4 protein-coding genes are annotated in these 16,269 nt (G+C 29.9%); all 4 read left to right on the top strand.

The genetic code is table 11. From position 1 onward, the window contains the following. Positions 1–283: 283 nt before the first annotated feature. The 4 genes from Arg41_RS04855 (at position 284) to Arg41_RS04840 (ending at position 15,937) form a co-directional block, all read left to right on the top strand. Positions 284–4,051: a hypothetical protein gene (locus Arg41_RS04855; protein ID WP_092490528.1), complete on the top strand. Its 3,768-nt coding sequence runs from the start codon at positions 284–286 to the stop codon at positions 4,049–4,051. Between the two features lie 799 nt (positions 4,052–4,850). Next, positions 4,851–10,898 (top strand): hypothetical protein, encoded by a 6,048-nt coding sequence (locus Arg41_RS04850; RefSeq protein ID WP_092343650.1) that lies wholly within the window; start codon positions 4,851–4,853, stop codon positions 10,896–10,898. 157 nt (positions 10,899–11,055) lie between these two features. Continuing rightward, positions 11,056–13,521: a hypothetical protein gene (locus Arg41_RS04845; protein ID WP_092343649.1), complete on the top strand. Its 2,466-nt coding sequence runs from the start codon at positions 11,056–11,058 to the stop codon at positions 13,519–13,521. A 298-nt stretch (positions 13,522–13,819) separates the two neighbouring features. Then, on the top strand, positions 13,820–15,937 hold the full coding sequence (locus Arg41_RS04840) for a hypothetical protein (protein WP_092343648.1): 2,118 nt from the start codon (positions 13,820–13,822) through the stop codon (positions 15,935–15,937). Positions 15,938–16,269 lie beyond the last annotated feature (332 nt).

Raw genomic sequence — 16,269 nt, 5'->3', positions numbered from 1 at the left:
TTAAATACTAATTACTGTAATAGGCTGAAAGCACAAAAGTAGTATACTTTCAGCTTATTACAAATTCATATGACGAGACTACAATTATATTTTCAAGAAAATTAGAAATGTATAATCTATCATCATATTTTACAACAAAAAAATTTTATCTTCATTTAATTATCTAACTACAATTTATCAACAATCAAAATTTAACATCAACTGTAATAATTTTGCTGTAGCATCCATATAACATAGAAACAAGTATTTTATTTTTTAATTATATTCGTCAGGCATTAATTATATGTATGTATATTTCCCTAACAACGCCCCCACAGAAAGTAATGACATTGGAGATCAGGACAATACTCAAAACAATTTAAGTAGCACTATTGAGCAAAATCAGCATAGTGATCAATTTTTGAATTATGATAAAGATATAGATAATTTAATAGTAGATGTACTATCGGATGTAATACTTGAAAATAAAGATCCTTTCAACATAGCAAATAATTTTATTGATTACACTGAAAATTATTACCCAGAGGAAAATCTATTCAACAATATAGATGATGTAAGTGATGCAATCCATATAACCGAATTGCGGGATACTAACACAAATTACGAAAATAATGCTTCTACTGGAGATTTATGTGGCAATAAACTAGAGTACCATCAATTGAAAACAGCAAATATTGAACCGTTGGTTAATACAAACGCATTCATTGAAAATAACAATATACTAGTGAACATACCAGAGCAACCACATACATCTTTTGATAAAAATAATGAATGTTTTGAAATCGGTGAAATGGTAAATTATAATGAAAAAAACAGTGAAGAAAGGGAAATTGAATCTATCTCACCTGAATTTGAAGTGCCAAAAGAATTAAAACTTACGGCAAACTTGTATAATTTCGTTAATATAGCCTCTGTTAGCTTGGTTAGCAACATATATGAAAATGCCATTAAAAAAATTAATTTTGACGAGGAAAATTTACTTAAAAACCTTATTATAGAAGAATTCGGTGACGCCATTAAACTTAGGGGATTTGATCAATCCAATATGAATCTATCCCGAACTTATTCAAAAATTGGTAAATATATTTTAGACATAACTTCTTCAGATATTAATAATATAATGAAATTTGCTGATACACCTATAACTCCTGGAATGTCAATATCAGATATAAAAAATAAGTGTATATCAAATAAAATTTTTTTCGATAAATTACATAAATCTTGTAAAGAAATAGCAATAGCAACTGATAAGATTCCTGCTGAAAATTTCTTGCATATAATTCAATCCCGTGTTGGTTTCGGTGCAAAAGAATACTTTGATGCCAACGTACGAAAAATTTCTATAAATAGAAAAAATAAATTTTCCTTATTGCTAAAATATTTAGTAGTCAATTCCTTGCTTGGTTTGCCTAGGAAGATTAAATATGAAATAGAAAATTTTAGTGCCACTGATATTTCAAATGGTTTGTTTGTACAATTGCACGGGGTGTATATAACCAAGTCATTTATGAGAAATATGTTAGAGATTTATGCTATTAATAAATCAATAATGGATGACGATAGAAAGGTAGTTTATAAATCATTTTATGAATTATTTAAAACCATAAAGGAAAACTTAGAGAAAGAACTGCAAGTATCTTCCTTGCTATTTAAAGAAAGAGTATATTCACCTAATGACCGCATAATAAAATCTATAACTAAATACTTGATCTCAGATATAGCTAATATTTATTTTGGTAAAAAATCCATACTGCTTACTGAAAATGCGGATGAAACTCTACCTATATCTTTTAACCAACATAGGAGATACATTGACATTGAAGATATAAGAAACTTTGAACAAAGAAGTAACCCTCAATTACCATCAACTAGCAGCAATGCATCTGAAGAATATGAAAAACATCCTTCAGCAACCAGGAATATATCAGAAAACACAATACGAGAGGAATTAAGTAAAGAATTTACTTTTGATGATTGTACTTTTGATGATTGTGGTAGGTATGTACTACCAGAAGAACTAATATTAATTTCTGGATCATATATCTTTAATTATAAGATCAGCCACACTTTGGCAAATGTTAGCATATATGAATATGCTATTATGTCAATAGAGATTGATGAAAAAGGCTTACTTAAAAGTACCATATTAGAAGATTTTAATGACTTGATTGAATTCAAAGGTTTTAATAAATCACTCATGGATATTTCACTAACTTACTCAAAAATTAGTAAATATATTTCCAATAAATCATCTCCTTACATTAATGAAATTATGAAAGATACAGATATATTAATAACTCCCGGAATGTCCATCTCAGACATAAAAGATAAATGCACATCAAATAAAATATTCTTTGATAGATTGCAAGAACATTGTAATAAAATAGAAGAAGATGTAGATGAAACCTGGCGCAAGGATTTTTTTACTATAATTCAATCTAGTATAAGTTTTGGTCCATCAAATAATTTGAATTTTAGTATGAAAAAAATTTCTTGCAGCAGAAGAAATAAAATCTATAAAGCACTTAAATTTTTGATAGTAAACGTTATACGCAATTTGCCACTAAAAATTAAGCACACAATAGGAAACATGGAACCAGTTGATATTTTAAAGGGAGAGTTTGTATTCACTCACAATGTCTATCTAACCAAGTCACTTATTAAAAATGTGGCGAATATTTATTATATTAACAGAAACCTAAGTATCGAAGACCCAATTATAAAGGAAAATTTAGAAAAAAAACTATGTGAATCTATCACAGTATATAAAGAAACAACATTTAAGCTAAGCAAGTCTATGGCAAAACTCTTGGCAGATTATTTACTACTTGACATGAATAATATACACTACAGCGACAAATGTAGCATGCTTGTAGCTAGTGGTCCTGCGTATCATGATAAGCAACCCCCAGCATCTAATGCCACAAAGGAGCAACATTTTGGTAACAAAGACAACAAAATAACTTTTGATAAAAATAGCACCCAAGATTCATGGGGAATCATGTCTAAATTGTTTTCATACGAACCATTGCCTTCAATTAGTGACCCACAAGCTACGGATAAGGATAGCCAAAAACATTCCTTACAACATCAAGTAAAATATAAGATTCCAAAAGAATTGAAGATAACGACCAAGTTATACAGCTACAACAATATATATTCTGCCAAATTAGTTGAAAATATGTATGAGAAAATTATTAAAATGACTAACTTCGATGAAAGAAAATTAATTAATGAAACCATGTTGAAAGTATTTAATAAAAAAATGGAAAAAAATGATTTTAGCGAGTCAAATACAAATTTCTCTAGCACCCATTCAAATTTACGAAAATACATTTTAAGTAAAGTTTCTCCATACATCAATGATATTATACCATCTTCAGATGTGGTTATAGTTAATGGAATGTCTACTTCAGATATCAAAGATAAATGTATATCCAATAGAGTCTTCTTTGATAAATTATATAAGTACTGCATGGATATTTCTGAAAAGATAGATAAAATCCCTCATGAATATTTTTTGTACATAATCCAAGGTCATATTCGTATAAATTCTGGAGAATCTTTAACTACCAATGTAAAAAGCATCTCTCGCGATAAAAAAAATGTACTCTCTACGTTATCAAAGTTTTTAATACTTGAATCAATACGAAATTTACCAAATAAAATCATTTCTGAGATAAAAAAACTCGACTTGGCTAGTATTTCGGAAATTTTGTTTGTAAAACTACATGGGACATATCTAACCAGGTCATTTATAAGAAACTTAACAAAGACTTATCCCGCCGATATGGTTAATAAACTTCTAGATAAAAAAAGCATACTGGAGGAAAAAGTAAAAAAAGCACTAACAGAATCTGTGGTACTACATGAAGAAAAAGCACTCGCACCCAATGAATTTATGGTAGAATTAATGACCAAGCATTTGCTCTCTGATATAGTTAACTTTTCCCTCAAAAACAAGACTAAACCAACCACCGATGATAAAGAACCAAATGAAAGTCGCAAAAGGAAGGCAGACGAGCAATTATGTGTATCTCATGATGCATAGCTCGGACCGAATGAAATTTGGTGTAGGGTTAAGGTATATCCAGCTGCATTATCAGTGTTTATAGAAAAAATAGTATTCACGCTAACCACCACTTGAGGCTGTGAAGAAATGCATCTCACCACCATTAAGATGAAATAAAGATGATTTTCAGTCAACGACAACCTGCAATATACTAAACATCAGATGAATTTTATTTTATATTTATATGCTTAGTAAAAGTTATTAATAACAATTACTGCACCACACTTAGTAGACACATGTCTTAAATATAAAAAATGAGTGAGGTCAGCAAAAACCTATTAAAATTAACTTTAATAGATAACACTTTACTATAATTACAAACTTACAAATAAAAACTAGTAGGTAGAATTTTTCTCAAAAATATCTATACTCTACTTTGTAACAAAATTATTAAGTACGGTTATTTTTTTAAATAACTAGCTAATAAAGATATTTTCAATAAAAATGACGCTTAATAATAGCAATGCGTTTACCAATAAACATCAGTTCACGACATTCCGTCATATAACATTAGTCACGGACAAACGTGAAACATTAATTTTAGTACATCATTAATTATGGTATAACATTGGAACTGAACGCAAGGAAACGTTTATTTTAGTAGTTATTATATGTTATGTATAGGTATATCATAATTTATTTTGCGTCTTTGATATATACCGACTTTTCATGTAGAAAATGATACATAATTATAAGTTATCGATTAATTTTAGTAATTTTATCAAAACGCCGATTTAGTCGGATGTATGTTGTTTTTAATCTGTTAGGCATTCAGTATATGTATCCATATTTTCCAAACAATGGCCCTAGCGACACCGATGAATCAAACAATTTCAATGTTAATAGTTGTAGTAATATTGACTATGAATCCTCCAACAATATTTTTTCAAGTTACAATAAAAACGACAATTTGGATAGCTCAGAAAAATATTTGCTTGGCGATATTTCACTGGAAGACTTTTTTAGCATCACAAACAATACAGAAAGATCATATTTATATGATGATGTAACTAATTGCACAGAAACTTATAATCAAGAATGTTCTTTCAACGCTACATTGGGGGGATTAATTGATAGTGCAAATAATGCAGATGAAATGTATTCATATGCGCAAGACACTGAAACACCAAGCTATGATATAAACACCAATAGGGAATACAATTCACCTAATACTACATTAGAAAATTTACTTGATGATAGAACCTATACAAATGAATTGAACCCACTTTCAGCACCAACTGATTCACTGAATTCTGGGAAAGCAAATAATTCGATAGAAAGTCTGTTTACTGATTTAGATACCTTACTTAGTGGCATGCATGGTATGGTCGATCCGTTCCCATTTATTCCACAAATTGATGCAGATTCGAGTTGTAGAAAAAAAAATAATTCGATGGATAATTTGTTTACTGATATAGATAATTTACTTAATGGTGTGTCTAATGTAGTAGAACAAGATCCCTTTGCTATACAAATTGATACGAATTATTGTGATAATAGTTACTCAACAGAACATTCATACTGTGATGTTCCATCATGGGATGGTATTTCAGAAAATGAACCGCTTATTGATGAAGATTGCACAACTAGTACATACACAGGTGAATTAGGACCATCAGCAACTACAGATAATATACCAAATTATGATGAATGCTGTGTCTCGATGGAAAACTTATCTTCATATGAAAATAAGATTAGTCCTTCCTCTTCTGCTGCTGTAAAACGAAAGCATGTTAGCAATGAAGACGATAATAATTCTGAACAATGTAGTAGCAAAAAACATTGCCAGCTTCATGAAGATAGCCAGCATGTACTCCCAAAAGAATTAAAACTGGTACCAAACTCGTACAATCGAGCTAATATATTAGCTGCCAGAATAACAAAAAGTATATATGAAATTGCTGCTGAAAAAATTGATTTTGACGAAGAAGGATCGTTTAGAAATTCCGTCTTGACAGAACTAGATGATAAAATAGAAGAAAAAAATTTGGACGAATCCAGCATGGACATCCAGCGAACTTATTCAAACATAAGTAGGTACATTCTGGATAAGATTAGTCCGCGCATCAATGACATTATACTAACCACAGATGTGAAAATTACTGCCGGAATGTCTATTACAGATATTCAATACAGGTATACATCAAACAAAGTTTTTTTCGATAAACTACAGGAATGCTGTAAGGAAATATCAACTTCAGTGAATAAGCTTTCTCATGAAAGTTTTCTCCCCATGATCCAATACTATGTTCGTTTCTGTTCGCGCAACAACAAAAACAATTCACACATTAGCATGCGATTAATTTCTATGAACATAAGGAATAGACTTTCTATTTCACTTAAATATTTAATAGTAGATGCCCTGCGGGGGTTGCCACAAAAAATAAAATTTATAATAGAAAAATTTGAACCAACTGATATTTTACAAATTGTATTCGTTAAAATACATGGAGTACAATTTGCTAAATCATCATTAAGAAAGTTAAAAAACATTCTCAACAACACCGAATCGGTGATTAAAAATAAATCTGAGATAGAAAATAAATTAAGTGAAGAATTGCGCAAATCTGTTGTATTATTTAATGAAATAGCATATTTCCCAAACGAATCTACAGTAAAATTGGTGACTAAGCGTCTAATATCAGATATAAATTCTATAGTTTTTACTAAAAACGAATCACAATCTCTGCGAAATAAAATAGAAGGAAGAGACAAAGATGGTAACCCCATAGGGGTAACCAATGTGCTGGAGTACGCTCTCTCTGTATCAGGACAATCAACCTTACCTTCAACACAGCAGTTAACTGCATGTGAAGCCTCAAAGGAACACGTTCCACCTATAACAGCAGAATGTACTATTCCTCTTTTATCGGAACATAAAATGCCGGAGGAACTAAAACCATTACTAACGGCATATAGCACAACAAATATATGCTCTTCTCGCTTAACTATGAGTATATACGAAGAAGCGATTAAATCAATTGAGGTTGATGAAAAAAAATTACTTAGGAATGCCATATTAAAAACATTTTCCAATCTAATTGAATATAAGAATTTTGATAAATCACTCATGGATATTTCTTACACTTATTCCCATATAAGAGGGTATGTTCTAAACAAAGTTTCTCTGCACATAAATAATATTATTCTTACAAAAGATATAATTATAACCCCTGGCATGAATGTTGTTGACATAAAAAATAAATGTATATCCAATCATGAATTCTTTGATGCTCTGCAAGAATCTTGCAAGGAAATAGCAACATCTTTAGACAAGATTAAGGACGAAGAATTTTTGCCCATAATTCAAAGTCGCATTACTTTTGGCCCAGATAATAATTTCATTACTAACTTAAAAAAGATTTCTTTAAGTAGGAAGAGAAAGCTTTCTAGATCGTCAAAAATTTCAGTAATAAGTAATGTTCTTGATTTGCCACAAAAGATAAAAAATACAATAGAAAAACTTGAGCCAGTTAATATTTTTGAAGGCACATTTACGTTGTTTCATGGAGGATACGCTTCCAAATCATTAATAAGGAATGCATTAAACATTTACACTAATTATAAATTAATCGCAGAAGAACAGTCTCTAGCAGCCAATGACTCACTTATAAAAGAAAAATTAGAAGAAGAATGCAGAAAATCTGTTATGCGCATCGGAGAAAAGGCTCTTTCTCTGAATGCATTTACCATAAAATTGATGGCCAAGTATTTACTCCTAGATATGAACAAACTCACTCCTAAAAAAAGATCTGCATTAATTATTGAAAATAAATTAAGGTATTTATTAAATGAAAAACATCCAACTCATCTTACTGAAAATAAAGAACCGGTTGAGGTTAAAGAAGATAAACAAGATACAAACATAGAAGAACTAGTAAACCATCATCAGCATGGAACAGAAAAAGAAGAAAATAGCCATCAAAATTTGCTAGTAGGTATAATGCCAGAACAATTAGAATTAATATCAACACGATACAAATACATGGATATATACTCCGAAAAATTAACCACTAGTATATATGAACGTGCTGTTAAAAAAATCGATTTCGATAAAGAAAAATTGTTCAAAAATATTATTCTGGAAGAATTTAAAAACATAATCGAACTTAACGGTTTTAATAGGCAACTTGCTGATGTTTCCTGCACTTATTCAAAAATGCTTAAATACATTTTAAGCAAGGTCTCTCCTATCATCAATGATATTATAGCTAGCAATGATATATACATAACGCCTGAAATGTCTATTTCGGAAATTAAGTGTCGGTGCATATCAAATAAAGATTTCTTTGATAAATTACAAGAGTATTGCATAAAAATCTCAAAAAACATAAACAATAACACTAAACATGATAATTTTTTAACTATAATTCAGAATCATGTTAATTTTGGTTTAGGTGAGTCTTTATGGACTAATTTAAAGAGTCTTTCCACGGCAAAACGTAATAAACTTACTATGTTAACAAAACGTTTAATAGTGGAAGCCATATACAATTTGCCGGATAATATTATCTCTGAAATAGAAAAATTTACCCTTATTGATGTTTCTCACGGAATGTTTTCAAACATTCACGGAGCGTACTTACCCAAGTCTTTTATAAGAAATATAACTAAAAATTATACTGTTGATAAAATTTATGAATTGGCTATTAAAATAAAATCTGAAAAAATTTATTACTCAAAGGTAAAAGTTGAATTAGAAGAATTGATGCAAAAATATGTATACAAATCTGCACAAACGTCAGTTATTTTAATTGGAGAAATCACATATCCTCTAAGTAAGGCTCTAGTAAAGTTAATATCTTCATTCTTGGCCAAAGATATTGTTAAATCTTCCTTTGACAATATATCTGAAGACAAACAAAAAGAACCAATATGTGATACAAATGATAGCCAACGTATAAACATTGCGGAGGAAAAACTAACTGATAATTTAGAATCTCCTACAGCAAACTCCGCAATGGTCACTGCTAACAATGAAGTTGCAGAGGAACCGCACACTGAAAATCTAGAGCATCCTACCACAAGCTCTGCAATAATCACCGCTAACAATGAAGTTGCAGAGGAAGAACCGCACACTGAAGATTTAGAATCTCACGAAACAATCATGGCAAGAAATAAGACTAACTGGTCTGAACATATAAAACACATTGCACCAAGTACAACAGAATTAACATCAAAAGGTTATGACTATGACAGTCTGATACCTTCCAGTGAATTCAACATTAGTATATATGAATATGCTATTAAAAAAATTGATATTAAAAACAAATATACCCCTGTACTAAAAGAATTTAAATGGATTAACATTCCATCTACTTACTCTAATATACGAGAATACATTTTAGATATATTCTGTCATTACATTAATAATATTATAATAACTGAAGATGTATTAGTAACCCCTGGAATGTCTATTAAGGATGTTCGCGATGCGTGCATATCAAATAAAAGATTCTTCTATAAATTAACTGAGTGTTGTAAAGAAGTAGCAAAAACTGTAAATGAAATCAAAAAGGAAGAAATACTGTCTATAATTAAAGCCAGCAAAAACAGTGAGTTAAACAAAATCATAAGCTTTACCAGAAATAGACTTTATGAAGATAAAAAAAATATTCTTTACCAAATAATGATAGATATAATAATAGACACCATAAACGATCTGCCATTAAGTATTAAATATGCTATTTCTAAATTTGAGACAATTGATATTTTAACGGGAGTATTTGCACCTTTACATGGAGTGTATATCAATAAATCATTCGTAAGAAGCATGGTAAATATGGTTAATATTAGTGACTATACGGGTAAATCTCCCCAAACATACAGGCACCAGAGCATAAATAATTCAACTTTAAGGGCAAAATTAGAAGAAAAAATAGAAAAATCCGTTGTGTTAATTAAGGGAACAACATTTTATCTTAATGAGCATCTGAAAAAATCACTAATCAGGTATTCATTACTAGACATTGATAATATTTACCATAAATGCAGTTCTAAACTACTTACATATTCGTCTTCATTAGATCCTAACAGCAATGTAAGATCTTTAGGATTGTACAGGTTTGCAATTTCAGTTATTGAGTTTAATGCAAAAAATAGGATCTTTGGAACAAAGTATAATATATACGACTGTAGGGATATGATTAGAAGTTATATTTTATCAACAGTTAATAATATAATTAATAAAATTGAAAAAAAAATCGAAATTAACCAATGGAATGGAATGACTATAGAACAAATTAGATTAGCGTACACATCCAACAAGGAATTCTTCGATAAATTGAGTGAAGGGTGTAGTATGATCGTAGGGCAAATAAAGGTCACTGGCAAAGAAATTGTAGGTATGGTAATTTCACCAGAATTAAGAAATATTCTACAAAAACAAGAAACGGATAGTATTACTAATAGTATTTTAGAATCGTTGACTTCTAGCATAATAAGTCTTCCAGAAAAAGTTATGGATTTAATTGGATCGTTACCTGCGTCGCATATTGTTGGAGAGTATTTTTCTATATTCGACAACGTTTACGTTGATAATCAGACATTGCTAAAAGCTCAATCAATATTTGATTCGACACAAAAGAAAATAGAAGACAGCCTATCATTGTATAGAAGTGCGGAAAAAAACCATAAGAATTTTGACAAAATTGCCATTATAAAAAAAATAGTGAAGGCACAAATAGTGGAGTTACAAAAAGAACTAAGTGATCCCATCATGACTATTTTAAATAACGAAGTGTCAGTTGCAAATAAAGACACTAGGAATGTGATATTAAACAAACTTAAGTCTTACCTAATGATCAGATCACTGATTAAAAATTAGATAGTAACGTTGTTTTTACCTATGTCGGGTAATAGGAGTGTTGTATTGTTGCGTTGAATTAGGAAAAATTATATTACTATCCAATAAAAATTGAGCAATTAGATATCTCAGTGTTAGTGTAGTATGGGGCTGTTGCAATTCAGTTATTTGAGTTTTTATGTACCCATATTTTTCAGGTGAGATCTCTGCTGTAGATCCATTACATAGTAAGCACCAAGATAATGGCAAAGATACATCCTCTTCCATGAATGAACTACTGGAGGATTTATTTCCGGATCTGGTTGGAGTAAGTACACATGTATCAGTTAACACTGAATCTGCATCTCGTTCGTCTAAGAAATCTTTCATAGAATCTGAATCACTTACAAAACTCTCAAGTTCAAAAAGTATTGATACTAAAAAATCAGCTGACACTGGGTATTTAGTAGAAACTTCACCTATGCCTTTCTCATTGAAGAGGCCATTCGTAGAATATGAACCGCTTACAACAATCTCAAGTTCAAAAAGGGTTGATACCAAAAAATCAGCTGACGCTACATATTTAGTAGAAGCTTCACCTGTATCTTGTTTATCAAAGCAATCATCAATCGAATATATACCAGTTATAACTATCTCGGGTGCAGAAAAAATTGATAATAAAAAAATGGAAAATACTGAAAGTGCTAGTGGCAAAAAAATTCTTGAAGCACAGCAAATGTTTTTTTTAACTTATAATATGGAGGCACCAAATAATTCTAAAAAATTTGTTGCCCCTGACGAATTAGCATTGCCGTTATCAGTATGCTATTCTATACAAGCCAATATTTGGAACAACAAAAAAATTGAAAGCATATACGATAGTGCTATTAAGACAATTGATATAGATAATGAATTCATGTTGAAAAAAAGAATTTTAGAAGAAGTTGGTATTCTTATTAAAAAGAAAGGGCTTGATGAATCATGCATTAACATTTCATGCACATACTCAAATATACGTGAATATATTCTCGGAAAAATTTCGCCATATATTAATAATATTATACAAGTTGCAGATGTACACATGGAGAGCGGGATGTCTATTCAAGACGTTAAATCTATCTGTATATCAAATAAAACTTTCTTTCACAAATTAGGAGAATCTTGCAAAGAAGTAGTAGAGATGGTAAATAAAATACACCATGAAGAGTTTTTACCGTTAGTTCAAACAAAGATTTTTTTTGGTGTTGATAAATTTATCATGCTTAGAGATAAAGAAACAAAAACAAGGATATCCCAAGCCCTAAAGTTATTAGTAATAGCTACTATATGCAATTTACAAGAAAAGATTGTTTGCGCAATAAAAGAGTTTAAAGAAATAGATGTATTAAATGGTATGTTTTTTATGCTTCACGGAATACACATTAGTAAATCTTTTATGAGAAATATAATGGGTATCTGTAGCATAGTTGATAAAGAAATGTCAAAAAAAGAATTACTTAGGGAAAGTTTTGATGATTACAAAGAATTATTTGATAGTTTATTGATAAAATTAGAACACGAGGTGAAAACATCCATTGTATTCTACGAAGGAAAGTCAATTACCCTAAATAGTAGCACCGTAAAATTAATGACTAGATACTTATTAGAAGACATTACTTATATCTATAATAATTTGTATAAAAAAATTAAAACTCTTAGAATCGATTCGAGGGAATATGCGGATTCTTCCCGATCATGGGGCCTTGATATCATATCTTCTGATAAATTATACAAACTTTCCTTATCAAAAATTAAGATCGATATGGGAGTTTTTAAAAATAAAATCAATGTTATCAGATTTTATGTTTCAGAATTATTGAATTGTTTCTTCAGTGAAATTGGAGAAAAAGATACCATATCGGTTAAAATACGCAATGGAATGTCGGTAGAAAACTTTAGATCAGCATATTTAAACAATAAAGAGTTTTTCAGTAAGTTTGATGAGTTTATCTCTAAGGTTAATACAATGTTGGCAAATAAAGAATACAGTGCTGTACATAAACTTATTGATAAAAGTAAAATGGCGTTACTACTTGAAAAATCAGGACATGCTTACAATATTGACGTTTTAATTGCGGATTTAATAACTAAGAATATTTCAAATATTCCTCAAAAAATCGCAGATGAAATTAAATTATTACCAGAATCTCAGATTTTGGTAGAATTTTTTTCCGTTTTTCACAATATTTGTATAGATAATGCATCGTTACTAAAAGCAAAAGCTACTTTTGACTCAATAAAGAAAAAAATAATCAATGACACCGTGCTATGTAATTCCATGGAGGCAATTTGTAATAGCATCAGAACTTATGATGAAAATATAGGCAACAGAAGAGATCACCATTACTGTACCATTGTCAATACCCACATTGTGGATGGCGGATTATCAGTATCCAAGTATTTAAGAAAATTAGTAAAAGACCAAATCGACGAATTGAAAGAAACTCTAAGCAAATCCATTATGACCGTCTCAAATGGAAAAGTGGCAACTGCCAACAAAAAAGATGAGAAAAAAATATTAAACTTACTCAGATCAGATATGGGGGCACAATCATTAAAATTATACAAAAACCTATGCGTAGAAAAATCTGGCATAAAAAACAAATCACTCCCACAACTTCCTTAACAGAGCAAAATACGATCATTCACATGCATCACATTCGGCATTCATTATGCTCAATCACGTTTCTCCCGAATCATCATCAACTCATGATACTAAAACTACCATAATATTACAAACTAAATTTTTTAAAATATATTAGGTATGACACACGCTACGCAGATAGCATAATAATACTTACCTTATAAATTAAATGGCATTGTTCATCAGACAAAATTTAACATCAAATTATTATTACATTGGTGTACAATAATTTATATGAAGAAGAAATTTATATTCACCTTGAATTAGACAATATAGACATATGCTTAAATATCATTCAGTTTATAGTATTAATCCAAGTGATATTTCTGAGTCAGATAATAATATGATAATGAATGATATGAATCACTTATTATCCCAAAATCATTTACCAAGTCATAGCAAAGAAATTAACTATAGCCTATTAAAAGATAAGTCATTCTGCAGCCTATTAAATTATATTGCTGATGACTATGATTTAGATAAACACACCAGTTCAGTTAGTGATTTGAATCAAGACTTGCTTGGCGATATATTTGATTATCATTCTTCAGGAATGGACAACAGTGTAGAATCGACCGAGGTAAGTAGCGACTTAAATACTAACCCAGTTAGCACTTCAGAGGAACATATTAGTAACGTCCTAACCTCTGAGTCACACTCATTGAGCACAGGAAGCATTGTAACATCATTCGAATCAGTAAATGAAGCAAATACGTACTCTAGTTCAAACTATACTCCTGAACAAGACTTTACTAATGATTTATCCATATTATGTTCATTAGATACGTCAACATTTATAACACCAGTTAACATCTCTACTTCGGAGAGAGATTTCATTAATGATCTGGTTGAATTATATTCACCAGACACAACTGACACAATATCATTACCTGGAATGAACTGTGATCTCAACAAATATACATCATCTTCAGAACAAGATTTCACTAATGACCTAACTGAGTTGTATTCACTAGAGACATCAAAATTTATAGCATCAATTGAAACGGGAGGTCACTTGAATGAAAGTAATGACTCAGAACAAGATTTTGTTAACGACTTAGTTGAATTATATTCATTAGACACTACTGATATTACAACATCATCTGAGCTTATTGATGATTTAACTAGTAGAACTGCTTATGTAAGTAACAATTTAGAGCAAAACTTAGTTGATAGTGCACATGAAATAGATTTTTCAAATTCAATGTATACAGCAACACCTATCGACATCAATTCAGGCAAAGAAATTACTGATACTACTACACATATAGCACTTACAGGATATCCATCATCATCGTACAGTTCAAAACAAGAAATTATTGATATAGATGATGAGCAGAAACCAGAACAAGATCTCAAAAACATAGAGCTGCCCTCTTCCAGAGAAGACATATCTAGTACAATATTTTACCCTAAGTACCGTGATCACTATACTATATCATCTGTGGGATTATATAGATTTGCTATAGAAAACATTAATATTGATGCGGATATATTTAAAAGAGCTTTAATATCACAAATAGAAGAATCAGTTCCTATAGTTAAACGCGCCAGTAAACGTGGATCATTTGATCCAAACATTACTGTTACCTGTGATCGTCTCAAAAATTATATTTCATCAGCATTTAATCCTTTTCTAACAAAAATTGAGGAAGAAATGAAGTTAACAATTAAACCATTTAATGGAATGACCATAGAACAATTTAAATCGGTGTACACATCAGATGATCTATTTTTTTGTAGATTGCGCAATTTTTGCAATGAAATGATCAAAACAGTTAGAACATGCGATTATGGCAATTTAAATAGACTAATTCAATCACGTGTAAGAATAGAAGCAGGGGAAAAACCCATAGTAATTAAGTTAACACCTTACAAAAAAAACTGTCTTGTCAATTATATAGCAGAGAGCCTGGTAAACAATATGTTAAATATCCCGGATATGGTTTTTAAAAAAATTGAATCATTACCTATGCATAATTTTGTAGGAGAGTTTTTCTCTCTTTTTGGAAATGTCTATGTTGATAACAGAATATTGCTAAAAGCAAAAAAATTATTTGTCTTGACACAAAAAAAGATAATAAGTGACCAAGCATTAATAAAATATGTGGGTAATATCCCTAGGAATGTTAGAATGTTCTCTAAAAATAAGAAAATCAATCAGGATAATGATATTAGCATTGACGATGTAACACCGTCTATATATTTAAGAATGTTAGTAAAAAAACAAATTTATGACTCTGAGAATGGAATAACTGGACCTATCATGATCATTTGCAATAATGCTGTATCAATAGCAGATGCAAAAACTAATAATATTATACTGAATAAAATTGAATCTGAATTAATGTCGCTAGCTGTTAGATCATACAGAAGGTTATATATAGAAAAACACTAATTTGAATAATTTATCCAAAATATCCACGTAGAAATACTTTATTTATTCAGCCACAGTAAACTTTGAAAAATATATCACTGATGACTAGTAGTCTATGCAGTAATATTAACGATGGAAACATTAATTTGCGAGTAATATATTTTTAAGGCTACTTGTTGTTGTTGTAATAATTACAAGTAATATATTTAAAAATAAGTTGAAAGATGTAATACAATCAAAGATTTTATTTAAATGTGTTTGTGTACTATAATCTACATTGTCATTAGGTATCATAGTACAATTTTTAATTAAGAATCAATATATCAATCAAATAATAGGATATATAATGACTA

Source organism: Candidatus Ichthyocystis hellenicum, assembly GCF_001460935.1.
Taxonomy (GTDB): domain Bacteria; phylum Pseudomonadota; class Gammaproteobacteria; order Burkholderiales; family 2013Ark19i; genus Ichthyocystis; species Ichthyocystis hellenicum.
This window is presented reverse-complemented; position numbering and strand designations above follow the sequence as displayed.